This is a genomic window from Rhizobium sp. NFR07 (assembly GCF_900111905.1).
Taxonomy (GTDB): domain Bacteria; phylum Pseudomonadota; class Alphaproteobacteria; order Rhizobiales; family Rhizobiaceae; genus Neorhizobium.
Map to the genome: position 1 here is coordinate 205,532 of NZ_FOKM01000010.1, position 22,683 is coordinate 228,214.

The 22,683-nt window shown below is 61.3% G+C and carries 21 protein-coding genes and 1 tRNA gene; 11 read left to right on the plus strand and 11 right to left on the minus strand.

From position 1 onward, the window contains the following. Positions 1-24: 24 nt before the first annotated feature. The 3 genes from hflK (at position 25) to BM216_RS21125 (ending at position 3,934) form a co-directional block, all read left to right on the plus strand. A complete protein-coding gene (gene hflK / locus BM216_RS21115; protein WP_093001175.1) occupies positions 25-1,140 on the plus strand; it encodes an FtsH protease activity modulator HflK in 1,116 nt (371 codons plus the stop codon). Next, positions 1,137-2,075, plus strand: coding sequence for a protease modulator HflC (locus BM216_RS21120; RefSeq protein ID WP_093001176.1), 939 nt, complete (start codon positions 1,137-1,139; stop codon positions 2,073-2,075). The genes hflK and BM216_RS21120 overlap by 4 nt, the downstream gene beginning before the upstream one ends. Before the next feature lie 203 nt (positions 2,076-2,278). Beyond that, positions 2,279-3,934 carry a Do family serine endopeptidase gene (locus BM216_RS21125; RefSeq protein ID WP_093001177.1) on the plus strand — a complete coding sequence of 552 codons (1,656 nt, stop codon included), beginning with the start codon at positions 2,279-2,281 and terminating at the stop codon, positions 3,932-3,934. 36 nt (positions 3,935-3,970) lie between these two features. Here the strand turns inward: BM216_RS21125 and BM216_RS21130 are convergent, their stop codons facing one another. Further along, positions 3,971-4,555 (minus strand): GNAT family N-acetyltransferase, encoded by a 585-nt coding sequence (locus tag BM216_RS21130; protein ID WP_093001178.1) that lies wholly within the window; start codon positions 4,553-4,555, stop codon positions 3,971-3,973. Continuing rightward, positions 4,552-5,442 (minus strand): phosphoserine phosphatase SerB, encoded by an 891-nt coding sequence (serB, locus tag BM216_RS21135; protein WP_093001179.1) that lies wholly within the window; start codon positions 5,440-5,442, stop codon positions 4,552-4,554. The genes BM216_RS21130 and serB overlap by 4 nt, the downstream gene beginning before the upstream one ends. Between serB and miaA the strand changes: the two genes are divergently transcribed. Then, positions 5,443-6,363, plus strand: coding sequence for a tRNA (adenosine(37)-N6)-dimethylallyltransferase MiaA (gene miaA, locus BM216_RS21140; RefSeq protein ID WP_093001180.1), 921 nt, complete (start codon positions 5,443-5,445; stop codon positions 6,361-6,363). On the opposite strand, the gene BM216_RS21145 is transcribed toward miaA, so the two are convergent. Further along, entirely contained in the window at positions 6,348-8,417 is a 2,070-nt protein-coding gene (locus BM216_RS21145; RefSeq protein WP_093001251.1) for an ATP-binding protein, read from the minus strand. The genes miaA and BM216_RS21145 overlap by 16 nt on opposite strands. 386 nt (positions 8,418-8,803) lie before the next feature. On the opposite strand from BM216_RS21145, the gene BM216_RS21150 reads away from it, so the two are divergent. The 3 genes from BM216_RS21150 (at position 8,804) to BM216_RS21160 (ending at position 12,343) form a co-directional block, all read left to right on the plus strand. Continuing rightward, positions 8,804-10,597 (plus strand): acetolactate synthase 3 large subunit, encoded by a 1,794-nt coding sequence (locus tag BM216_RS21150; protein ID WP_093001252.1) that lies wholly within the window; start codon positions 8,804-8,806, stop codon positions 10,595-10,597. A gap of 49 nt (positions 10,598-10,646) precedes the next feature. Then, positions 10,647-11,219 carry an acetolactate synthase small subunit gene (gene ilvN, locus BM216_RS21155; protein WP_093001181.1) on the plus strand — a complete coding sequence of 191 codons (573 nt, stop codon included), beginning with the start codon at positions 10,647-10,649 and terminating at the stop codon, positions 11,217-11,219. A 98-nt stretch (positions 11,220-11,317) separates the two neighbouring features. Then, complete coding sequence (locus tag BM216_RS21160; RefSeq protein ID WP_244530255.1) at positions 11,318-12,343, plus strand: capsular polysaccharide export protein, LipB/KpsS family; 1,026 nt, start codon at positions 11,318-11,320, stop codon at positions 12,341-12,343. On the opposite strand, the gene BM216_RS21165 is transcribed toward BM216_RS21160, so the two are convergent. The 3 genes from BM216_RS21165 to BM216_RS21175 form a co-directional block, all read right to left on the minus strand. Beyond that, the gene (locus tag BM216_RS21165; RefSeq protein WP_093001182.1) at positions 12,338-13,177 is read right to left on the minus strand and encodes an aldo/keto reductase; all 840 of its coding nucleotides are present in this window, start codon (positions 13,175-13,177) and stop codon (positions 12,338-12,340) included. The genes BM216_RS21160 and BM216_RS21165 overlap by 6 nt on opposite strands. Positions 13,178-13,243: 66 nt before the next feature. Next, positions 13,244-13,738: a DUF2269 family protein gene (locus BM216_RS21170; RefSeq protein WP_093001183.1), complete on the minus strand. Its 495-nt coding sequence runs from the start codon at positions 13,736-13,738 to the stop codon at positions 13,244-13,246. Continuing rightward, positions 13,738-15,018 (minus strand): SDR family oxidoreductase, encoded by a 1,281-nt coding sequence (locus tag BM216_RS21175; protein ID WP_093001184.1) that lies wholly within the window; start codon positions 15,016-15,018, stop codon positions 13,738-13,740. Before BM216_RS21175 ends, BM216_RS21170 begins: the two co-directional genes overlap by 1 nt. Positions 15,019-15,131: 113 nt before the next feature. On the opposite strand from BM216_RS21175, the gene BM216_RS21180 reads away from it, so the two are divergent. The 3 genes from BM216_RS21180 (at position 15,132) to BM216_RS21190 (ending at position 16,859) form a co-directional block, all read left to right on the plus strand. Beyond that, positions 15,132-16,256 carry an ATP-dependent DNA helicase gene (locus tag BM216_RS21180; protein WP_093001254.1) on the plus strand — a complete coding sequence of 375 codons (1,125 nt, stop codon included), beginning with the start codon at positions 15,132-15,134 and terminating at the stop codon, positions 16,254-16,256. Between the two features lie 190 nt (positions 16,257-16,446). Beyond that, positions 16,447-16,752, plus strand: coding sequence for an ETC complex I subunit (locus tag BM216_RS21185; RefSeq protein WP_093001185.1), 306 nt, complete (start codon positions 16,447-16,449; stop codon positions 16,750-16,752). Positions 16,753-16,782: 30 nt separating this feature from the next. Continuing rightward, positions 16,783-16,859: transfer RNA gene (locus BM216_RS21190), tRNA-Arg, on the plus strand. 43 nt (positions 16,860-16,902) lie between these two features. On the opposite strand, the gene BM216_RS21195 is transcribed toward BM216_RS21190, so the two are convergent. Both BM216_RS21195 and BM216_RS21200 read right to left on the minus strand, forming a co-directional pair. Further along, on the minus strand, positions 16,903-18,090 hold the full coding sequence (locus tag BM216_RS21195; RefSeq protein ID WP_093001186.1) for an integrase core domain-containing protein: 1,188 nt from the start codon (positions 18,088-18,090) through the stop codon (positions 16,903-16,905). Between the two features lie 104 nt (positions 18,091-18,194). Next, positions 18,195-18,494, minus strand: a complete 300-nt coding sequence (locus tag BM216_RS21200; protein WP_093001187.1) for a hypothetical protein — start codon at positions 18,492-18,494, stop codon at positions 18,195-18,197. A gap of 304 nt (positions 18,495-18,798) precedes the next feature. Between BM216_RS21200 and BM216_RS21205 the strand changes: the two genes are divergently transcribed. Continuing rightward, entirely contained in the window at positions 18,799-19,458 is a 660-nt protein-coding gene (locus tag BM216_RS21205; protein ID WP_093001188.1) for a hypothetical protein, read from the plus strand. 69 nt (positions 19,459-19,527) lie between these two features. Here the strand turns inward: BM216_RS21205 and BM216_RS21210 are convergent, their stop codons facing one another. The 3 genes from BM216_RS21210 to BM216_RS21220 are packed head-to-tail and all read right to left on the minus strand — an operon-like array spanning position 19,528 to position 22,670. Continuing rightward, positions 19,528-20,298: an amino acid ABC transporter ATP-binding protein gene (locus tag BM216_RS21210; RefSeq protein ID WP_093001189.1), complete on the minus strand. Its 771-nt coding sequence runs from the start codon at positions 20,296-20,298 to the stop codon at positions 19,528-19,530. Positions 20,299-20,312: 14 nt separating this feature from the next. Continuing rightward, on the minus strand, positions 20,313-21,470 hold the full coding sequence (locus BM216_RS21215) for an amino acid ABC transporter permease (RefSeq protein ID WP_093001190.1): 1,158 nt from the start codon (positions 21,468-21,470) through the stop codon (positions 20,313-20,315). 3 nt (positions 21,471-21,473) lie between these two features. After that, positions 21,474-22,670: an amino acid ABC transporter permease gene (locus BM216_RS21220; protein WP_093001191.1), complete on the minus strand. Its 1,197-nt coding sequence runs from the start codon at positions 22,668-22,670 to the stop codon at positions 21,474-21,476. Positions 22,671-22,683 lie beyond the last annotated feature (13 nt).

Below are 22,683 nucleotides of genomic sequence, written 5' to 3' on the forward strand. Positions count from 1 at the left end.
GGAGACACTTACAAAGAGGTTTTGATGCCCTGGAGCAATCAGAATGGCGGCGGCGGCCCATGGGGCGGCGGCGGCGGTGGCGGTAACAATCAAGGACCCTGGGGGCAGGGACCTAACCGCCCACGCGGCGGCGGCGGCGGTGGCAATGGCGGCCCGCCAGATATCGAGGACATCATCCGCAGAAGCCAGGATCGCCTGAAGGGCTTCATGCCCGGCGGTTTCAACGGTGGCGCACTCGTCATCGTGGCGCTGGTGATCGCGGCGTTTCTCGTGTTCCAGTCGGTATACACGGTGCAGCCGGACGAGCGCGGCGTCGAACTGAGATTCGGCAAGCCCAAGGAAGAGATTTCCATGCCGGGCCTGCATTTCCATCTCTGGCCGCTTGAGTCGGTCGAGATCGTCAAGGTCACCGAGCAGCAGCAGAATATCGGCGCTCCGAGGGGTTCGAATTCGAACGTCGGCTGGATGCTGACCGGCGACCAGAATATCGTCAACGTCCAGTTTTCGGTTCTGTTCACGGTTACCGATCCCAAGGCCTATCTGTTCAACCTGGAAACGCCGGCATCGACATTGCAGCAGGTCGCCGAAAGCGCCATGCGCGAGGTCGTCGGACGTCGCCCGGCGCAGGACATTTTCCGCGACAACCGCGAGGAAATGTCGACCGAGGTTCGCAACATCATCCAGGGCACGATGGACACCTACGGCTCAGGTATTGCCATCAATGCAGTTCCGATCGAGGACGCGGCTCCGCCGCGTGAAGTCGCCGATGCCTTCGAAGAAGTGCAGCGCGCCGAACAGGACGAGGATCGTTTCGTCGAAGAAGCCAACCAGTATGCCAACCAGAAGCTCGGTCAGGCACGCGGTCAGGCAGCCCAGGTCCGCGAAGAGGCTTCGGCCTACAAGGACCGGGTCGTCAACGAGGCAACGGGTGAAGCCCAGCGCTTCGTTTCGATCTACAACGAATATGCCAATGCACCCGACGTCACCCGTCGACGCATCTTCCTGGAAACAATGGAAACAGTGCTGAAGTCGTCCAACAAGATCATCATGGACGGTCAGCAGCAGGGTGCTGTTCCGTATCTTCCGCTCAACGAAATGATCCGTAATCCGAATGCAACGCAGCAGGGAGGCAGCCGATGAACTCCAACCGACTGCCCGCAATCCTGATCGGCCTGGGCGCCGTACTCTTCCTGCTTTACTCGTCCGTCTTCGTGGTGAACGAGCGTGAACAGGCCATCGTGGTCCGCTTCGGTGAGATCCAGTCCGTCAAGCAGGAGCCCGGCATCTACTTCAAGCTGCCGTTCGCCTTCATGGACGCCGACCGCGTCCAGTATCTTGAAGACCGCGCGCTGCGCTTCGACCTCGACAACATCCGCGTCCAGGTTCGGGGTGGCGCGTTCTACGAGGTTGACGCCTTCGTCGTCTATGCGATCACCGATCCGCGGCGCTTCCGCGAAACCGTCTCGGGTGACCGGGAATCGGCGGAATCGCGTCTGAGCACACGTCTCGACGCAGCGCTGCGTCGTGTCTACGGTCTGCGCGATTTCAGTGTCGCACTGTCCGACGAACGCGTGTCGATGATGCAGGAAGTGCGGGCCGACCTGAACGGTGCTGCCGAATCGCTCGGACTTGCAATCCGCGACGTGCGCATCCGTCGTACCGACCTGACGCAGGAAGTCTCGCAGCAGACCTTCCAGCGCATGCGGGCCGAGCGCCTTGCCGAGGCCGAGCTCATCCGCGCACGCGGTAACGAGCAGGGCCAGCGTCGTCGTGCGATTGCCGACCGCCAGGTCGTGGAGCTGGTCTCGGAAGCCCAGAGGGATTCCGAAATCCTCCGCGGTGAAGGCGATGCAGAGCGGAACCGCATCTTCGCCGCGGCCTTCCAGCGCGATCCGAGCTTCTTCGAGTTCTATCGCTCGATGCGGGCCTATGTCGCGTCGCTGGCTGACAACGGAACCACGATGGTGCTTTCGCCTGATTCGGAGTTCTTCAAGTTCTTCGAAACGCCGGACGGAAAGGCTCCGGCAACGCCGCCAGCCCCTCCGGCAGGTGGCACTCCGGCACCGGCAAACTGATACAAGAGATGAAAGAGCGGCTTAGGCCGCTCTTTCTTTTTCCGTGTCTTTGCACGGCTATCTCACGAAAAGGTAATTTCGCGTCGCGGCATTCCGCCCTATTGTTTGCCGAAACTCTGCCTGATTCAGTCGTTCGAATAGGCCGCAGCTGAAAGCCCTTGTCCCTGGGCTATACGAATAAGTCCAAAATGCTAGGAGGCCAGATGGCTCAGCAGGTTCGATCGCCCTGGAAGCGCGTTGCCATCGGAGGCCTTGCAGCCGCGATTGCGGCGGCACCGATGTCCGCATGGGCACAAACCCAGGCTCAGGCGCCTGCTCCGGCTCCCGCGGCACCTTCGCAGGCGCAGCCGAACGCGCCCGGCGCGATGCTGCCGGCCCCGCCGCCGCCATCCTCTTCCATCAACCCGCCGCCGGCTCCCGGGGCCGCCGCCGCACCAGCCGGGCCTGCGTCGATCGCCGACCTGTCCGAAGGCCTGCTCGACGCGGTGGTGAACATCTCGACCTCCCAGAGCGTCAAGAACGACGGCAACGGGCCGCAGCAGCCGCAGATCCAGGACGGCTCGCCTTTCCAGGAATTCTTCGACGACTTCTTCGACGGCGAGGGCGGCCAGCAGGGCAATCAGAAAGTCTCGTCGCTGGGATCAGGCTTCGTCATCGATCCGACGGGCTACGTCGTGACCAATAACCACGTCATCGAAGGTGCCGACGATATCGAGGTCGTGTTTCCGAACGGTTCGAAGCTCAAGGCGACGCTGATCGGGACGGACACGAAGACCGACCTGTCGGTGCTCAAGGTGGAGCCGAAGGCGCCGCTCAAGGCCGTGCCGTTCGGTGATTCCCGGCGCATGCGCATCGGCGACTGGGTGATGGCGATCGGCAACCCGTTCGGCCTTGGCGGTTCGGTGACGCTCGGCATCATCTCGGCACGCGGCCGTAACATCAATGCCGGTCCCTACGACAATTTCATCCAGACGGATGCGGCGATCAACAAGGGCAATTCCGGCGGTCCGCTGTTCAACATGCGCGGCGAGGTCATCGGCATCAACACGGCGATCATTTCGCCGTCGGGTGGTTCGATCGGCATTGGCTTTGCCGTGCCGACCGAGATCGCGGAAAACGTCGTGCGCCAACTGATCGAGTTCGGCGAGACCCGCCGCGGCTGGCTCGGCGTGCGCATCCAGCCGGTCACCGACGAGGTGGCTGATAGCCTCGGCCTTGACCGCGCGCGCGGTGCACTGGTTTCGGGCATCGTCAACGAGGGCCCGATCAAGAACGGTGAGATCAAGGCTGGCGATGTCATCATCAGCTTCGATGGTTCCCCGGTGAACGAGATGCGCGATCTTCCCCGCATCGTGGCGGAAAGCCCGGTCGGCAAGGCCGTCGACGTCGTCATCATGCGCGACGGCAAGGAACAGACCGTCAAGGTGACGCTCGGCCGCCTGGAGGACAGCGCACAGTCCGCTTCGGCCGACGACAGCGACGAGCCCGACAGCACTGATGAGCCCGATGCCAACAATGGCGATCAGGGCAACAATCAGGGGGGCGAGCAAAGCAAGGAGCCCGTGCAGGCCTATGGCATGACCATTGCGCCGCTGGGTGAGGAGCAGCGCAAGAGCTTCGGCATTGCTGAAAGCGTCGAGGGCGTGGTGATCACGGACGTCGCGGCCGGTTCGCTTGCGGCCGAAAAGGGGGTCAAGCCGGGCGAGGTCATCGTCGAGGTGGCCCAGGATTTCGTCGAGACGCCGAAGGATGTCACGACCCGCATGGAGGCGTTGAAGGCCGAAGGTCGCCGCAACGCCCATATCATGATCGCCGACAAGACCGGCAACCTGCGCTTCGTCGCGATCCCGCTGGATTAGTTCCGCCGGCGGATTGCGTATCGGTTTCAGCCGGGCTCAAGCCCGGCTGGCCATCTGGCGTTTCCACTCGTCCCGAGTGACCGCGTAGACGACATGCCGTTTCAGGTGCGGATAGTTATCCGGCACACGGGGATGGTCAAAATCCAGCCCCTCTATCCTGTGCAGGCCGAGCCGCTTCATCACGCCTGTGGAACGATGGTTGGCCTCGACCGCGAAGGATATTACCGCATCGAGGTTCCTGGCGACGAACGCCCAGTCGAGTAGTCCCTTGGCTGCTTCCGTGGCGTAGCCATTGCCCCAGAAACGGGTAGCAAGCCGCCAGCCGATCTCGACCGTCTGTTCAGGGAAAACACTTGGGAGATTGGGCCGCGACAGGCCGCAGAAGCCCACAGGCTCCTGGGTCTCCTTGAGGACGACCGCGTAGAAGCCGAGACCGTCTTCCTTCAGCATCCCGTTCAGCTTGGCGAGAAAGGTATCGGCCTCTTCGTGGCTGCGACGGAAGGGAAAGAATTCCATCACCTTGGGGTCGGCGTTGATCTCGCGAAACAGGTCACGGTCGGACGGCAGCCATGTGCCGAGGATCAGGCGCGGCGTTTCGACGATGACAACGCGTTCCGTCATGGCGTCACGAAGTCGCTCTTGCGATAGCCCTGGATGTAGAGAAGGGCCGTCAGGTCGCCGTGGTCGATCCGCATCTTCGCCTGGGCGGCGACGGTGGGCTTGGCGTGTAGCGCGACGCCCGATCCTGCTATGCCCAGCATGCCGAGATCGTTTGCCCCGTCACCGACGGCAATGACGTCCTCGGGCGTGATGCCGAGTTTCGCCGAGATCTCTTCCAGCGCATCGACCTTGGCCTGCTTGCCGAGGATCGGTTCGGCCACTTCGCCGGTAAGGATGCCGTCCTTCTCGATCAGGATGTTGGCGCGGTTCGCGTCGAAGCCGAGCGTAGCGGCGATCCGGCTGGTGAAGACGGTGAAGCCGCCGGAGACGAGGGCGGTGTAGAAGCCCTTCGCCTTCATAGTCGCAATCAGCTCCGGTCCGCCGGAGGTCAACGTGATGCGCTTGGCGATGACTTCGTCGACGACGGTGATCGGCAGGCCCTTCAAGAGGGCAACGCGTTCGCGCAGCGCAGGTTCGAACGCTATCTCGCCGTTCATCGCCTTTGCGGTGATGGTGGCCACCTTGTCCTTCAGGCCGACGACGTCGGCGAGCTCATCGATGCATTCCTGGCCGATCATGGTGGAATCCATGTCGGCAATGAGAAACTGCTTGCGGCGCGTTTCTGCCTGCTGCACGACGACATCGATCGGAGCGCTGCCGATGACGGCGCGCAGTTTGGCGTCCGCCGCCGCCGGATCCTCGTCGTCATGCAGGGCGATGTCGCAGGCGATGCCATCCGCCAGCCAATAGAGGCCGGAGGTTTTCACCGCGCCTTCCGCTTGTTCTGCGAGCGCCGGCGTGAGAACCGGGTTTGACGGATGGGCAATGAGCGTGGCAACGAAAGCCATATGGAAAACCTTGTGCAGAATTTCGACGCCATCCTGATAACCGGGCCGACTGCCAGCGGCAAGTCGGCGCTTGCCGTCCGGCTGGCGAAGAACTGCAACGGCGTCGTGATCAATGCCGACAGCATGCAGGTCTATGATACGCTGCGCATGCTGACCGCGCGTCCAGCCGATGATGAGATGGAGGGTATTCCCCATCATCTGTATGGCCACGTGCCCGCGACGACCGCCTATTCGACGGGTGAGTGGCTGCGAGACGTCTCCGCACTACTGCCCGCGATTCGCGCTGCCGGAAAATTGCCGGTCTTCGTCGGCGGCACCGGGCTCTATTTCAAGGCATTGACCGGAGGCTTGTCGGACATGCCGGAAATCCCGCAGGAGATCCGCTGCGCGGTGCGGCTGCGGTTGAAGGAGGAAGGGCCGGAAGCCTTGCATGCCGAGCTCACCGGCAAGGATGCGGCGCTTGCCGGGACATTGGAGACTCGGGATGGGCAGCGGATCGTAAGGGCGCTTGAAGTTCTTCAGGCAACCGGTCGCTCGATCCTGGATTTTCAGGGCAGGCAGGGGCCGATGATCGTTGATCCGGAAAAGTCGCGCAAGTTCGTCGTTCTGCCCGATCGCGCGCTTCTCCATGAGCGGATCAACCTGCGCTTCGAGAAGATGCTGGAGCAGGGGGCCGTCGAGGAGGTTCAGGCGCTCATGGCTAAAAAACCAGCCGCCGATCTGCCCGTCATGAAAGCGATCGGTGTGCGCGAGATCGCGGACATGCTCGATGGCGGCATGTCGCGGGCCGATGTGGTCGAGCGCGCATCAGCCCTGACAAGGCAATATGCCAAGCGGCAGATGACATGGTTCCGAAATCAGATGGACGAAACATGGCTGCGGATCGACGGTTCGCCGGCCTTGCTTCAGTCCTTGTCGTAAAGGCTGCTCAGCGGCTTTTTCAACAGGCTTTCACGGAAAGAGCCTTCGCGTTTGACGAAGGGATTGGGGCGTGAAGGCACATCGCTTGCAGGCGCGGCAGGCGTTGCGGGACGGTCGCGCCATATGGTGCGGGCCTGTGGAGCCGATGCTTCCGCCGTTTGGGCGCGGCCCGGAAGCATATCCGGCCTGTAGGGCGTAAGCGCTTCCTGCTCCGGCTGAGCGGGTGCGTTGATCTGCCGTTCGGAGCGGATCTCGCGCCGCCAGTCTTCTATCTCCTGATCGTTTGCCGGCGGAAAATCGGCACCCATCGCGGGGGCTGCGGCGGCGGCAGGCGGGCTTGTGTAGCTCGCTTCGGCCGAGAGATAGCTCTGCTGGAACGCACTGATGTCTGGTCCGCTTACGGAGCGCATGCGCGAGACGATCGTCCTCAGGTCCACTGTGTCGGACGTGCCTTCCATGCCCTTGTCCGCAATGCCGCGGGCCTTGGGCAGATATTTGCTCTCGACATGTGAAAACTTCATCCGCATCGGAACAGCGATTGCCTCGCCGAATGCTATCGCCTCGCCATTGCCGATCGAAGACAGGAAGCTGGTGGTCGATATCGACGAATTCGGGATCGCCGATTTGATGATCTCCTGGTCGCGATCGTTCGACAGGCGCATGGCAAACAGGGTCGAGCATTGCGACAGGATCGTCTGGTCCAGTTCGCCCGGCCGCTGGGTGATCACACCGAGGGACACGCCGTACTTGCGGCCTTCTTTGGCGATGCGGGAGATTGCCTGCACGGTGGGCACGAAGCCGAGCTCGCGGTCGGCCGGAACATAACGGTGCGCTTCCTCGCAAACGACGAGCATGTGGATCGCTCCATTGCTCCAGAGCGCCAGCTCGAACGCCATGCGGCAGAGGATGGAGGCGACCGAATTGACCACTTCCGACGGGATACCGGACAGCTGGAATGTGGAGATAGGCCGATCACCGCCCGGGATGCGGAAGATGTGGGCGATGGTCTCCATGATCGTGTCGTTGATCGTGTTGTTGGAGAACATGAAGTGGTAGCGCGGATCGTTGATGGCGGAGATGACGCGCATCTTGATGGATCGCAATGCAGGCTTTTCCGTCCGACCTTCCAGACGGCCGATGCGGTCGTCGATCAGGGCGAGCAGATCTGCCATACGATAGGGCACCGGCGTATCCGCCGTAACCGAGCTCTTTTCGGACGTACGGCGGGTCAGGCTACTGTCGCTGCCGCGGAAGGCGCGCTTTGCCTCCGGAATGAGATCGCGAAGGATGTCGAGTTCCTCCGGGATGGCCGGGCGGCCGCGGAAGACGACTTCGGCGAATTCTTCCAGGCGCATGAGCCAGAAAGGGAGGTCGAGCGTGTCGGTGTCGATGACAACGGCGTGGTCAGGGAAGGCCGCAGCGAACTCGTTGTGGGGATCGAGAATGAGGACACGCAACTTCGGATCGGCTTCGATTGCCCGATGCAGAAGCAGCGATACTGCCGTCGACTTGCCGACACCGGTGGAGCCGACGATGGCAAAATGCTTCGACAACATGGACGGGATATGGATCGCCGCGTCGATGCTCTCATCCTGGCTGAGCTTGCCGATGACGCAGGTTTCTTTTCTGCCTGGATCGTAGATGCGCACCAAGTCGGCCGCGCGGATGCGGTGGGCGATCGCGCCGAGATAGGGATAGCGCGAGATGCCGGTCGAGAACTGTTCAGTGCCGTCGGCGTCGACGCGCACTTCGCCGAGAAGCTCGACCTCGATCTGGAAACGTGTGTCTTCGCCCTCGGCCCAGTCCTGGGTGGCGGTCTCCATGGAATAGGCCAACGCCACGACGCGGTTCGACCCGACGCTGATGGAGATCAGGCGGCCGACGGACCAGAGTTCCGTCAGTTCGGTCTCGCCCTGCGCGGCGACGGCTGCGATTGTCGCGTGGGACCCGTTACAGGCGACGACCCGACCGAGGAAGCGATTGCCGCGCTTCTGCGTGTCCCGACGTTCGTTTTCTCCGGCTTGCGCCGGGCGATGGATGTCGTCATTCAGCAAGAGGCGCCCCTTCGACTGGGGGGTGTGAGACTCGATGGCCATGATTGCTCACAGCCAGAATTGCGAGCGGCCAGATTACCGAAGCCGGCTTAACAACAAGTATAATCTCAGAAATCGGCGAAAGGAGGCATCGTTTCAAAATCGGTCGGTTGCGCATTTTGTCCGATCTCGCGTTGACGAATGATATTTATGTGGCTAACACTCGCTGCCATGAAAATCTCGACGGCACTTATTGTGGTGGGAGCGCGCATGGGCAGGACGGTGTAACCGTCCGGCGATAGCCACCCATGCGCGGAAAGACAGGCTCCCTCAAGGGGCCTTTTTTTATGCCTTAATCCGGCTCGGAGGAGCCGCCGGTAACAATCAGCAGTGAACGGACCAAGATGATGACGGACACCAATAATCAGAACCCCGACAACCAGATGACTGGTGCGGAGATCGTTCTGAGGGCGCTGAAGGACAATGGCGTCGAGCATATTTTCGGCTATCCCGGAGGAGCGGTGCTGCCGATCTATGACGAGATCTTCCAGCAGGAAGAAATCCAGCACATTCTGGTGCGCCACGAGCAGGGCGCCGGTCACGCGGCCGAGGGTTATGCGCGTTCCACCGGCAAGGTCGGTGTCATGCTGGTTACCTCCGGTCCGGGTGCCACCAATGCCGTTACGCCGCTGCAGGATGCACTGATGGATTCGATCCCGCTGGTCTGTCTGACCGGCCAGGTGCCGACGACGCTGATCGGTTCGGACGCGTTTCAGGAAGCCGATACGGTCGGCATCACGCGACCCTGCACCAAGCACAACTGGCTGGTGAAGAATGTCAACGATCTGGCCGGCATCATCCACGAAGCCTTCCGTATCGCCCAGACGGGTCGTCCGGGTCCGGTCGTCGTCGACATTCCGAAGGACGTGCAGTTTGCCACCGGCACCTACACGCCGCCGTCCGAGACGCCGATCAACAAGAGCTACAAGCCGAAGCTCGACGGCGACATGAAGGCGATCCAGGCGGCCGTCGAACTGATGGCGACGGCGCGTCGCCCTATTCTTTATACCGGCGGCGGTGTCATCAATGCCGGCCCGGAAGCCTCCAAGCTGCTGCGCGAACTGGTCGAGCTCTCCGATTTCCCGATCACGTCCACGCTGATGGGCCTCGGAGCCTATCCGGCATCCGGCAAGAACTGGCTCGGCATGCTCGGCATGCACGGTTCCTACGAAGCCAACATGGCGATGCATGACTGTGACGTCATGGTTTGCGTCGGAGCACGCTTCGACGACCGCATCACCGGCCGCATCAACGCGTTTTCGCCGAATTCGAAGAAGATCCACATCGACATCGACCCGTCCTCGATCAACAAGAACGTCCGCGTCGACGTTCCGATCATCGGTGACGTTGCCCATGTTCTGGAGGATATGGTGCGTCTGTGGCGGGCACTGCCGAAGAAGCCGGAAAAGGCCCAAACTGCCGACTGGTGGTCGCAGATCGAGGGCTGGCGGGCGCGCAAGTCGTTTTCCTACAAGAACTCCAACGACGTCATCATGCCGCAATATGCCTTGGAGCGTCTCTACGAGGCATCGAAGGGACGCGAGACCTTCATCACGACTGAAGTCGGCCAGCACCAGATGTGGGCGGCACAGTTCTTCGGCTTCGAAGAGCCGAATCATTGGATGACCTCCGGCGGTCTCGGCACGATGGGCTACGGCCTGCCGGCAGCGCTCGGCGTGCAGGTCGCGCATCCGGATGCTCTGGTCATCGACATTGCCGGGGACGCATCGATCCAGATGTGCATCCAGGAAATGTCCTGCGCCATCCAGTATAATCTGCCGGTCAAGATCTTCATCCTCAACAACCAGTATATGGGCATGGTGCGCCAGTGGCAGCAGCTGTTGCATGGCAACCGTCTGTCGAATTCCTATACGGAAGCGATGCCGGACTTCGTCAAGCTGGCGGAAGCCTATGGCGCCGTCGGCATGTATTGCGACGATCCGAAGGAACTGGACGACAAGATCGCCGAGATGATCGCGGTGAAGAAGCCGGTCATCTTCGATTGCCGTGTCGCCAATCTCGCCAACTGCTTCCCGATGATCCCGTCCGGCAAGGCGCATAATGAAATGCTGCTTCCCGATGACGCAACCGACGAGGCCGTTGCGACGGCAATCGACGCCAAGGGCCGTCAGCTCGTTTGATGCGCGCTGCTGTTCTTAAGACAATACTTGAGGAAACGGACCCAAGATCATGAATGCACATCAGCAGCCCACCGGATCGGCCTACTTCATCAACCCGGAGACGGCAAAGCCGGAGAACCATACGCTGTCGGTTCTCGTCAGCAACGAACCGGGCGTTCTCGCGCGCGTCATCGGCCTGTTTTCCGGCCGCGGCTACAATATCGAAAGCCTGACGGTTTCGGAAACGGAGCATGAAGCGCACCTATCCCGCATCACGATCGTCACCAATGGCACGCCGCTTGTGCTGGAGCAGATCAAGGCGCAGCTCGAACGTATCGTGCCGGTGCATCGGGTCGTTGACCTGACGGTGCGCGCTCGCGATTTCGGCCAGGAGCGGCCGATCGAGCGCGAAGTGGCGTTGATCAAGGTCGTTGGTGAGGGCGAGCGCCGGGCGGAAACGCTGCGTCTTGCCGATGCCTTCCAGGCGAAGGTGGTGGATGCGACCGTCGAGCACTTCATATTCGAGATCACCGGCAAGTCGTCTAAGATCGACCAGTTCGTCGCGATCCTGAAGCCGCTCGGCCTGATCGAGATCTGCCGCACCGGCATTGCCGCGATGAACCGCGGCCCTCAAGGCATGTAGTCGGGGCATGTAACGCATCGCTCGATCCGGCGGGCATCGACAAAACCTGCCCGCCGGGTTAGGCGAGAGCAACTCGATTGTGAGGGGATGCTCAAGTCTTGAAATCCGATGACTCGCTCAGGATCGGCGGCAAGCCATGGCTGCCGCCCGTCGGCACGCCACTCGGTGCCATGCACTGGCTCCGGGACGATCTGCCTTGGGTGAAGGATTATCTCGGGCTCGACGAGATCCGCACCTGCTTCACGCCGGGCATTGCCGGCACCATGGCCTGGGGCGGGCGCATCGGTTCCAAGATCACGCGAGCGATCGCAACGGCCCGCCTGCTGCCGCATTGGCGGCTGGAGGATGGCTTTCTTCGGTCCGTCGGTCTCGGCAAGTCCGGCAGCCTGCCGCTGTCGATCGTTGCCGACGATCTCGGACTTTCAACAGACGCATCCGTCGCGTCCCGGCTTGAGCGGCTGATCATCGAGGCGGACGATGCCGATGCAAGCCTCGGCGCTGGCGTGCGCGAGGCGATCGTCCATCACGGCCTTTCCAAGTACAATCACTTGCCGCATGACGAGCCGAAATTTTCGGGTAACGGTAAGCGTCGGGTGCTGCTGGTCGATCAGGTGCGGGGCGACGTCTCGGTTCCCCGGTCGCTCGGATCGGAAAAATCGTTCGAGACCATGCTGAACGATGCGCTCGCCAGCGGCGCTCATTGCATCGTGCGCACCCATCCGGACGTGATTGCCGGATATCGGAGGGGGTATCTGATCGAGATGGCGTCGGGACGGCCGGGTGTCACGCTTTCCGCAGAACCCGTCTCAGCGGCGGCGATCTTGAAGGTTGTGGACGAAGTCTGGACCGTCGCCAGCCAGTTCGGCTTCGATGCGCTCCTGAGAGGCGTTCCCGTCCGCTGCTATGCCGCCCCCTTCTATTCCGGCTGGGGACTGACCGAGGACCGGATGAGTGACACGGCCCGCCGCACCGTCAGCCGCCGCAGGACGGTGAATCGCGGCGTCGATCATCTGGCGGCGGCAGCTTTTGTCCACTATCCGATCTACCGGAACCCGGAGACATGGGAGGCGACCGACGTGTTTCAGACCATCGACGCGATCGTCGCTGGCCGGAAGTCGCTATAGCATTTCAAGCGGTCGCTTGCCCCTCGGTGCGGGGAAGGCCGCATCGAGTGAGGCCCAGTCCGCGTCGCTGATCTCAAGCCCGATCGCGCCGGCATTCTCCTCGACCCGCTCGGGGCTCGACGATTTGGGAATGGCCATGACACCGCGTTTCAGCAGGAAGGCAAGGGCGACCTGCGCCGGTGTCGCCTGGTTGGCCTTGGCGATGCGGATCAGCTCGGCATTGCGTACGATCCGGCCCTGTTCGATCGGCGAATAGGCCATGATGGGAATGTTACGTTCCTGGCACCAGGGCAGGAGATCATGCTCGATGCCACGCCGGGAGAGGTTGTAGAGCACCTGATTGGCGGCGCAGTTCTCGCCGCCCGGCACGTCCATCAGTTCCTCCATGTCGTCGACATCGAAGTTCGAGACGCCCCAGGCGCCGATCTTGCCTGCCGCGCGCAGGTCTTCAAAACCGGCGACGGTTTCTTCAAGCGGATGCTGGCCGCGCCAGTGGAGCAGATAGAGGTCAATCCGATCGGTCTTGAGACGCCTCAGGCTCCGCTCGCAGGCGTCGATGACACCCTGGCGGCTTGCATGGTGAGGATAGACTTTGCTGACGAGAAATACATCGTCGCGGCGTCCGGCAATCGCCTCGCCGGTGATCGTCTCCGCGCCGCCTTCCGCATACATCTCAGCCGTGTCGATCAGCGTCAGGCCGAGATCCACGCCACGCCGTAGACTTGCGATCTCCCTGTCTGCATGCCGCTGATCCTCGCCCATCTTCCAGGTGCCGAGCCCGAGTGCGGGCACGGATGGTCCGGAGGGGAGGGTGACGGTGGGCATGTCGGCCATGGCGCGGGACCTCGATCTGAATGGATCGGGACAATCTAATGCAGCATGCCCGAATGCCAAGCGCCTTCACTGGAAGAGCGAAATGTCCGGCTTGGTTAGCATCAGGAAAAAGATGCCGATGACGGCGAAGAAGGCCGGGAAACCGCAGGCGAACCAGATGCGGTAGAGCCGGAACCAGATTGCTGGCAGCGGCTGCGAATTGGCATCGGCAGCGCGAGCGATGTCGCGCAGACGGATCTGTATCCAGACGACCGGCAGCCAGAACAGGCCCGTCACGACATAGAGGATGAGCGAGAGGGCGATCCAGCCCTCCGTCATCGGCCAGCCGATCCTGCTGGCCAGAAGATAACCGGTGATCGGCTGCAGCACCACCGCCGTGGCGGTAAAGACGGTGTCTGCGAGGACTACCGTATTGGCGGTATGCGCGATCAGCTTCGGATCCTCTGTGCCCCTGGCGATCACCATGAAGAATGCGATGCCTGCTCCGGTGCCGAACAGCACAGTCGCGCCGATGACATGCAGGAGGAGAAGGATGTTCTCGATGTTGAGCAGCCCGTCCATCAACGTTCATCCAGTATGGCAAGCGTCATCAAAGTGAGCATGAGAGACGGCAGGACCTTCACCAGCGGGCCGAGCGGATCGAGCCACAGCTGCGGCTCCAGGACCGTGCCGCCGGCCAGATAGGCGAGACTGACCAGGATCATGCCGAGCATGGCCCGGCGGGCAGCCGGCCGGAAGAGCACCGCCAGCCCGAGCAGTATGTCGATCAGACAGGTACCGAGCGTCAGCGCCATGGCCGCCGGCGCCGGCATGAAGGCAAGGAAATGCGCGGCTGCGGCGCTGGCGTCGGCAAGCGGGATCAGGCCGGACAACAGCCAGAAGATGGAGAGCGTGAGGATGGCAAGCGGCTTCAGGAGATAGAGCCGGGCAAACCAGAGATCCTGCACGCCGCCCGGATTTCGGGCGAGAACCGTGGCGGCGTCGGACATGCTCAAGCCGTTCGGCCGCGGCCGGGTGCTGACCACGCCCTCGGTCATCACCGTCATCGCGGTCGTGCGCAGCGGCGATCGCCAGCCAAGCTTTCCGGCCAGATCTGCGGCAATGGCAACTGGTTTTGCCAGCAAGACGGGCAGAGCAATCTGCCTTGCCGGCGCGAGGCCGAGCCAGGCGCGGTGCAGCCGCACGAGCTCGGCAAGCGTCACGCTGTCTTTCGCAGCGAGATCGATATCGGTGCCGGATGGAAGCGCGCCGCTCACCGCGAGCGCGACCGCTTCAGCTACGTCACCAAGGGCGACCGTCTGGATCGGGTTTTCGGCGTGAACAAGCGGGACGACCGCCGGCAAGCTTGCAAGCGCGCGGATCAGCGCCGTGCCGCCATGGGCGTTGCGACCTATCACCAGTGCGGGACGCAGGATGACGAAGGGAAGGCCACAGGCCGCGAGCGCTTCGTCGGCCTGTCGTTTGGTTGCGAGAAAGGGCAGGGCGGAGGCTGCGCCTCCGGTGCGCGCCGAGATCTGGATGATCAGCCGGCCGCCCGACGCTCTGGCCGCTTCATACAGTAAAATCATCGCCTTCTGCTGGGTTGCCAGAAGATCGTCGGACCAGCCGTCCTGCAGGGCGCCGGCACAGTTGACGATCGCATCGCAATCCTCGATCAGCGGCCGCCAGTCGGAGGCGGAGAGCCTGCCGATATCCGCGGCAATCCAGCGGGCCGACGGCGTCTTCTCCCTTGCGCGATCTGGCGCACGGCCGATGCCCGTGACATCGTGCCCATCAGCCAGCAGTCTTTGGAGAATCGCCTGCCCGATGAAGCCGGTGGCGCCGAGAATCAGGATCTTCATGGTCGGATCCTAGACGACCCGTATGAATGATGAGTATTCATCTTTGATAGCTTTGATTCATCTTTCGTTCTTTTCTGTTGCGCTTTGCGGCAGAATCCTGCCAAGTCGCGGCCATGCAATTTGCACCGCAACAGGACGAGGCCCTCAAGGCCGTTTCCCGCTGGCTGAAAGAGGGGCGTAGCCCCGTTTTTCGCCTGTTCGGCTACGCCGGAACCGGCAAGACGACGCTCGCCAAGCACTTTGCCGAGCATGTCGATGGCGAGGTCCTGTTTGCGGCCTTTACCGGCAAGGCGGCGCAGGTTCTCAGATCCCGCGGCGCGCGCAACGCCAAGACGATCCATTCGCTGATCTACCGGCCGCGCGGCGAAGAGGCCGTCGAGGACGAGGAGACCGGCAAGACCTCCGTCTCGCCGATGTTTTCCATCAACCGCCAGAGCCCGGTCGCCAAGGCGGCGCTCATCGTCATCGACGAATGCTCGATGGTCGACGAGGCGCTCGGCAGGGACCTGATGAGTTTTGGTACGCCTATCCTGGTTCTGGGTGATCCCGGCCAGCTGCCGCCGGTGTCCGGCGGTGGTTTCTTCACCGAGCAGGAACCGGACTACCTGCTGACCGATATCCATCGCCAGGCGCAGGACAACCCGATCATCCAGCTCGCCATGAATGTGCGCGAGGGCAAGGAGATCATGCATGGCGACTACGGCAAGGCGCAGGTGATCTCGCGCAACGAAGTCACCCAGGAACTGGTGCTCGAAGCCGACCAGGTTCTGGTCGGCACCAACCGCACCCGCAAGCGCTATAACCAGCGTCTGCGCGAGCTGAAGGGTTTCACCACCGACTATCCGCAATCCGGCGACAAGCTCGTCTGCCTGCGGAACGACCAGGTGAAGGGCCTGCTGAACGGCTCGCTGTGGCAGGTGATGAGTTCGTCCCGCGAGACCGTCAAGCCCGGCATCAACCTGATGATCCGGCCGGAAGACGACGACATGGATCGTGGTGCGGCCAAGATCAAGCTCCTGAAGGCGGCCTTCGAGAGCGAGGATGAAATCCCCTGGTCGACGCGCAAGCGCTACGACGAGTTCGATTTCGGCTACGCCCTGACGGTGCACAAGGCACAGGGCTCGCAGTGGAACAATGTCGTGCTGTTCGACGAGAGCTTTGCCTTCCGCGACAGCCGCGAGCGCTGGCTCTATACGGCGATCACGCGTGCTGCCGAGACGCTGACGATCGTCCGTTGAACTGCGGGGCATCCCTGTGGGACAAGGGTGCTGGACAGGGCGCCCGACGGCGGAAGCGGTCGTTGACAATGAACCCTGGACGCGGCAAAAGCGTTCTAGCCGCTGGAGTGCGGTCCGTATGAGTCATAACGCCTGTCTATCAGGTGATCGTGTCGGCTCAACGGACAGGAATTATGGGGTGATTGGCCAAATGACCGCGAAGATTTACCGTCCCACCAAGACTGCTATGCAATCGGGCAAGGCGAAGACCCATCTCTGGGTGCTGGAATTCGATCAGGAAACGCCACGCCGTATCGATCCCATTCTCGGCTACACCTCGTCGTCGGACATGAACCAGCAGGTTCGCCTGAATTTCGAAAGCCAGGAACTGGCCGAAGCCTATGCCAAGCGCGAAGGCATCGAATACCGGGTAATCCAGCCCAAGGAAGTCGCGCGCCAGACCGTATCCTACACGGATAACTTCCGGTTCACCCGGACCCAGCCCTGGACGCATTGACGATCTAGCGGCAGCCTCGCTGCCGCCTTCGGCCCCTTAGCTCAACTGGATAGAGCAACTGCCTTCTAAGCAGTAGGTCGCAGGTTCGAGTCCTGCAGGGGTCGCCATTTTCTTCCTGTCCATACCGGAGACATAGGTAGCATCTTGTACCTAAGACATGGGTGACAACCTCGTGCCGAACGGGTTGTCGATTGTTTGTAAGGTCTTCTGTTCCAGGTCGATGTAACCGAGATCATAGTGCATGAAGCTGACAAGCCAAATGCCGTCATCGACTTCTTTTATTCCCAGTCTCTGGCCTCCCATGACGATCGAGATGTTGATCTTCTTTCGGTACATGCATATGCGCCCGCAATTGGTGACGAGCGCATCCCTGTCGTGGAAGGGATAGTCCACGTCCGGTAGTCCGTTATAGCGTCGCGTTGCGGCTGAATAGACGTCCTGCGGGTTCTGCATGCCAAGTGCCTCGTGCGGTCGTTCGGTATTGAATTCGTTGAGAAAGGCATCGAAACGAGCCTGCTGCTGGAGCATGTTCATTTGGGGTGGCCTGGTGGCTTCTTTCTTGAGCGTCACATGCATACGCTCGTGGCGACCGTTCTGCTGCGGATGGCCCGGCCTGATGCGTTCGATGGCAATGCTAAGCCTGAGCCACCAGACGGAAAGCTTCTGCAGATTATAGAGACCGTTCGGGCTGGCGAATGGGACGCCGTTATCACTTCGGATTGCGCCCGGCAGGCCACGTTCGGCAAACAGTCTTTGGAAGGCCTCGAAGACGGGGACTTCCTTCGTCGATCCGAAGGCTTCGCAGGCAAGAAGATAACGCGAGGCCTGGTCGGTGACCGTCAATGGGTAACAATATCGCCCGTTGCCAAGCTTGAATTCCCCCTTGAAGTCGACGCACCACAGATCGTTTGGATCAAGCGGATGCGACAGCACCGTGCCTTCTGCCTTGTGACGATGGCGCTTGCGGGCATGAGTGACCAGTCCGTAGCGGTCAAGAACTGCATGCACCGTGCTGGTCGCAGGAATGCGGACATCACCAGCCAGCTTGCGAATCAGCAATTCCCGGATTTTGCGGGCACCCCAATGCGGCTTGTCCCTCTTGGATGTGACGATCAGCGTTTCGATCTGGGTCGGGAGCTGGTTGGCATAGCGTACCGGACGCCGGGATCGATCCGTCAGCGCCTCCAGCCCGTCGTCCCTGTAGCGATTGAAGATCTTGTAGCCGGTCTTGCGCGAGATGCCGAAATCCCGGCAAACCTCGCTCATCCCTTCGCCCTCCAGAAGCCGAGCGACAAAGCGTAGACGTTCCTCCATGACCGAAGTCTCTCTCCACGGCATCAACACCTCCCGCAAAGCGAAAAGTGTTACCCATGTCTCCGGTACAAAACGTCACCTATCTCTCAAGTCGGACATCCCGTATATTTTGAAAAGGTCGTTTGCTGTTAGCGCGCGACTGTCGGCTGCCCATAAAGCGGAACCGGATAGACATAGCTGCCGTCGCCGAAATAGCCCTGGCGATAGAGGCAGGATTTCAGCGAGATCCGGTAGTAGAAGTTTTCCGTGCGCGGCGTGCCGCGGAGGGGCGTCGATGCCTCGACCATGCAGAACTCACGGGCCGCCTGGAAGCGCAGGTCCATATCCGAACCTTCCACGATCGGCACGCCGCCGTAGGTGAGGGTGGCGGCGTCGGCGCTCTGGGCAAGAACTGCGGCAAGAAGAAGTGAGGCGAAAGCGGCTTTCATGCGTCGGCTCCGTGGATCTGCTGCGCAGCAACGGCGAAGGCAGCGATTTGTTCCCGCGCTACCTACAAGAATTCATATATGCGTGTTCGCATCTGCGAGATGGTCTTTCGGGATTCCAATTTTGGGCCATTTGCGATAGAGTCTCCGACATCGGTTCCGTTGCATCACGCAGGGGAAGGTAGATTTGGCGTTGGGAGCAGGAGTTCCCATTTGGCGCTTTCAATACATTGAAAATGGTTTTTGCGGGTCGCGCGGGGCGGCCCGGACCCTTGCATTGTCTTTGAGCCTTCGAGTGGGGATACATATGAACAGACATTTGCTCGCGGCCGCGGGGGCGGCTTTTGCGTTTGTCGCCATGTCGGGCATCGCCCGAAGCGACGAGAGGCCGCTGATCTGGCAGCCGATCAAGAATTCCAACACCAGTTATGCCGTCAAACTTGGCCTGCGTTTGCCAACACGCCTGGAGCCGGAGGCGGGCTTCAATCTCGGCGTCAACACCACGGAAAAGGGCGGCAGGGTTGTCGATACCCCGCTCGTCTTCTGGAGCAGGATCAAGGCCGCGAGCATCACGCGCCCGGCCTATGAGATGAGCCGCGATATCGGCGTCAATCTGGACGGCATGGCCGGCAGTGCGACGATTTCGATGAATTACTACGAGAAGCAGATCGCCACGCCTTCGTTCAATGTCGAGCGACACAGTACCTATTCCATGCATTACAGCGGCGAGCAGGGCGACTGGACGGGACTGGAGGCCAGTCAGTCGATCAAGCTCAGGCGGGCCGCTACCGGTACGGCTTTCAGCGCTTCGGCCAATAGCGCGGGCGGTTTTAATACGTTCGGCGCAGGCCTGGGGATCGAGCAGAAGCTTGGCGAGAACATCACGCTTTCCGGCAATGTGAACCGGAGGTTTTCCGACGCCGATACGGTTGCCAGCGTGAATGCCAATTATTCGTTCAGGTGGTAGAGAGAGCGAGACGTCAGCATCAAAAAAGGGCGCCGTGGGCGCCCTTTCTCGTTTCCGTAACTGCGGATCCTAGTGAAGGATCTGGCTGAGGAAGAGGCGGGTGCGCTCGTGCTGCGGATTGTCGAAGAACTCGGCCGGCGAGTTCTGTTCGACGATCTGGCCCTGGTCCATGAAGATGACGCGGTTGGCGACCTGACGGGCAAAGCCCATTTCGTGGGTGACGCACATCATCGTCATGCCTTCTTCGGCCAGGCCGACCATGGTGTCGAGCACTTCCTTGACCATTTCCGGGTCGAGCGCCGAGGTCGGTTCGTCGAACAGCATGATCTTCGGCTTCATGCAGAGCGAGCGGGCGATCGCCACGCGCTGCTGCTGGCCGCCGGAAAGCTGGCCCGGATACTTGTGGGCCTGTTCCGGGATCTTGACGCGCTTCAGGTAGTGCATCGCGACCTCTTCGGCTTCCTTCTTCGGCATCTTGCGGACCCAGATGGGGGCAAGTGTGCAGTTTTCCAGGATCGTCAGGTGCGGGAAGAGGTTGAAGTGCTGGAACACCATGCCGACTTCGCGGCGCACTTCATCGATCTTCTTCAGGTCGTTGGTGAGCTCGATATTGTCGACGATGATGTTGCCCGACTGGTGTTCTTCCAGGCGGTTGATGCAGCGGATCATCGTCGACTTGCCGGAGCCCGACGGGCCGGCGATGACGATGCGCTCGCCCTTCATCACTTTCAGGTTGATGTCGCGCAGGACATGGAAATCGCCGTACCACTTGTTCATGCCGATGATCTCGACGGCAGTGTCGGTGGTGGAGACGGTCATTTTGGGTTGGGCTTCAGCCATTGTTTTTCCCCTAATTATCGCTTGTGGCCGGTGTCCATGTGCCGTTCCATGAAGACGGAATAGCGGGACATGCCAAAGCAGAAGATCCAGTAGATGAAACCGGCAAAGATAAGGCCGGTGATCGGAGTGACTGGGGTGATCCAGGTCGTGTCGGTGAAGTTCAGTCGGATGATGTTGAGCAGGTCGAACATGCCGATGATAGAGACCAGCGACGTATCCTTGAACAGACCGATGAAGGTGTTGACGATGCCGGGAATGACCAGCTTGATCGCCTGCGGCAGCACGATCAGGCGCATCTTCTGCCAGTAGCTGAGGCCGAGTGAATCTGCGCCTTCGCTCTGTCCCTTCGGGATCGCCTGGAGGCCGCCGCGGATGACTTCGGCCATGTAGGCGGAGGCAAACAGGGCGACGCCGACCACGGCACGCAGGAAGTTGTCGATCGTCCAGCCGGTGGGCAGGAAGAGCGGCAGCATGACGTTCGCCATGAACAGGACCATGACGAGCGGAACGCCGCGGATCACTTCGATAAAGACGACGCAGAAGGTCTTGATCACCGGCATGTCGGAGCGTCTTCCGAGAGCCAGCAGAATGCCGACCGGGAAGGACACCGCAATGCCGACGAAGGACAGGATCAGCGTCACCGTCATGCCGCCCCAGAGCGAAGTCTGGACCGTCTGGAGGCCGAATACGCCGCCATGGAGCAGGAAGAAGGCAACGACCGGAAAGACGATGAACAGCAGGACTGCGTTCAGCGCCTTGTGCGGCATCTTCGGGATCATGAGCGGCACCAGAAGGACCACGAGCATGATGCCGACGAGGACGACGCGCCAGCGTTCATCAAGCGGATAACGCCCGAACATGAACTGCAGGAAACGGTCCTCGACAAAGGCCCAGCAGGCGCCCTTCCAGCCGTCCGGCTGAATGCCGCCCTGGGCTACGGTGGCGCAGGCGGTGCGATCGGCACCGACCCAGGCCGCCTGGACGAAGAGCCAGTTCAAGGCCCCCGGGATGACGGCAAGCAGCAGAAGCACGGCGAGGATCGTCAGGACGACGTCCTTCGGCGTTGCGAGCAGGTTCGTCCTGATCCAGCCGGAGACGCTGCGTTGGCTGAGTGGCGCCGGCTCGGCCGCGAGCATGTCGCCGCGGACGTAGGAGAGATTTTTTGTCGACATGGCTTATCTCTCCACCAGGGCCATCTTGGCGTTGAACCAGTTCATGAACAGCGACGTCGCGATGCTGATCGACAGATAGATCGTTAGCATGATCGAAATCATCTCGACGGCCTGGCCTGTCTGGTTGAGCGACGTGCTGCCGGTCGAGAACAGCTCCGGAAAACCGATCGCCACACCGAGCGAAGAGTTCTTCGTGAGGTTCAGATACTGGCTTGTCAGCGGCGGAATGATGATGCGGAATGCCTGCGGCACGACGACCAGCTGCGTGGTCTTTGCCGGCTGCAGGCCGAGCGCCGAAGCGGCTTCCGTCTGTCCTTTGCCGACGCCCTTGATGCCTGCACGGATGATTTCCGCGATAAAGGCGGCCGTATAGAGCGACAGGGCGAGGTAAAGCGCCACGAACTCGGGACGGATCGTGCCGCCGCCGGAGAGGTTGAAGCGGCCTTCGACGGGATAGTCGAAGGTCAGCGGTGCGCCCATGACCAGAAAGGTGATGATCGGCAGGCCGATGATGATGGCGGCGGCAATCCAGCCTGTCGGCAATTGCTTGCCCGTCGCCATCTGGCGCTTCTTGGTCCAGATTCCGAACGCGATCGCGGCGATGATGCCGACGATGAAGGCGACCGGAATGGCAGCGGCGCCTTCTCCCCACACAGGGTAGGGGAAGGTGAGGCCGCGGTTGGACAGGAATGTCGACAGCGGCAGCACGATCGCATCGCGCGGCTGTGGCAGGATGGCAAGGACGCCGGAATACCAGAAGAAGATGACCAGCAGCGGCGGAATGTTGCGGAACACTTCCACATAGACCGTGCAGAGCTTGGCGATCAGCCAGTTATGAGACAGGCGCCCGATGCCGATGATGAAGCCGACGATCGTTGCGGTAATGATGCCCGTTACTGCGATGAGAAGCGTATTGAGGAAGCCGACGAGAATCGCGCGGCCATAGGTCGAATCGCTCGTATAGGCGATGAGCGACTGTCCGATGTCGAAGCCGGAGCGGCCTCTCAGAAAGCCGTAGCCGGAGGCGGTATTGCTGCGCGCGAGGTTCGCGGCGACATTGTTATAGATGGCCCAGACCACGAGAACGACGATGACCGCCGTCAGGATCTGGAAGAAAATGCTGCGCACCTTGGGATCGTAGAGAGGCGAGGCCTTTTTACTTGCCCGGGGCGCCGCTTGGTTCAGGGCGTGGTCCGTCATACGTTGTGCCAAT

What these genes read in the sequence shown, in the direction of transcription:
- BM216_RS21220 (WP_093001191.1), bottom strand. Translation starts at nt 22,670, where the DNA reads ATGACGGACCACGCCCTGAACCAAGCGGCGCCCCGGGCAAGTAAAAAG.
- BM216_RS21130 (WP_093001178.1), bottom strand. Translation starts at nt 4,555, where the DNA reads ATGACGGAACGCGTTGTCATCGTCGAAACGCCGCGCCTGATCCTCGGC.
- BM216_RS21180 (WP_093001254.1), top strand. Translation starts at nt 15,132, where the DNA reads ATGCAATTTGCACCGCAACAGGACGAGGCCCTCAAGGCCGTTTCCCGC.
- BM216_RS21205 (WP_093001188.1), top strand. Translation starts at nt 18,799, where the DNA reads ATGAACAGACATTTGCTCGCGGCCGCGGGGGCGGCTTTTGCGTTTGTC.
- BM216_RS21185 (WP_093001185.1), top strand. Translation starts at nt 16,447, where the DNA reads ATGACCGCGAAGATTTACCGTCCCACCAAGACTGCTATGCAATCGGGC.
- BM216_RS21125 (WP_093001177.1), top strand. Translation starts at nt 2,279, where the DNA reads ATGGCTCAGCAGGTTCGATCGCCCTGGAAGCGCGTTGCCATCGGAGGC.
- BM216_RS21210 (WP_093001189.1), bottom strand. Translation starts at nt 20,298, where the DNA reads ATGGCTGAAGCCCAACCCAAAATGACCGTCTCCACCACCGACACTGCC.
- miaA (WP_093001180.1), top strand. Translation starts at nt 5,443, where the DNA reads ATGGAAAACCTTGTGCAGAATTTCGACGCCATCCTGATAACCGGGCCG.
- BM216_RS21170 (WP_093001183.1), bottom strand. Translation starts at nt 13,738, where the DNA reads ATGGACGGGCTGCTCAACATCGAGAACATCCTTCTCCTCCTGCATGTC.
- serB (WP_093001179.1), bottom strand. Translation starts at nt 5,442, where the DNA reads ATGGCTTTCGTTGCCACGCTCATTGCCCATCCGTCAAACCCGGTTCTC.
- BM216_RS21120 (WP_093001176.1), top strand. Translation starts at nt 1,137, where the DNA reads ATGAACTCCAACCGACTGCCCGCAATCCTGATCGGCCTGGGCGCCGTA.
- BM216_RS21165 (WP_093001182.1), bottom strand. Translation starts at nt 13,177, where the DNA reads ATGGCCGACATGCCCACCGTCACCCTCCCCTCCGGACCATCCGTGCCC.
- BM216_RS21175 (WP_093001184.1), bottom strand. Translation starts at nt 15,018, where the DNA reads ATGAAGATCCTGATTCTCGGCGCCACCGGCTTCATCGGGCAGGCGATT.
- BM216_RS21200 (WP_093001187.1), bottom strand. Translation starts at nt 18,494, where the DNA reads ATGAAAGCCGCTTTCGCCTCACTTCTTCTTGCCGCAGTTCTTGCCCAG.
- BM216_RS21195 (WP_093001186.1), bottom strand. Translation starts at nt 18,090, where the DNA reads ATGCCGTGGAGAGAGACTTCGGTCATGGAGGAACGTCTACGCTTTGTC.
- BM216_RS21150 (WP_093001252.1), top strand. Translation starts at nt 8,804, where the DNA reads ATGACGGACACCAATAATCAGAACCCCGACAACCAGATGACTGGTGCG.
- hflK (WP_093001175.1), top strand. Translation starts at nt 25, where the DNA reads ATGCCCTGGAGCAATCAGAATGGCGGCGGCGGCCCATGGGGCGGCGGC.
- ilvN (WP_093001181.1), top strand. Translation starts at nt 10,647, where the DNA reads ATGAATGCACATCAGCAGCCCACCGGATCGGCCTACTTCATCAACCCG.
- BM216_RS21215 (WP_093001190.1), bottom strand. Translation starts at nt 21,470, where the DNA reads ATGTCGACAAAAAATCTCTCCTACGTCCGCGGCGACATGCTCGCGGCC.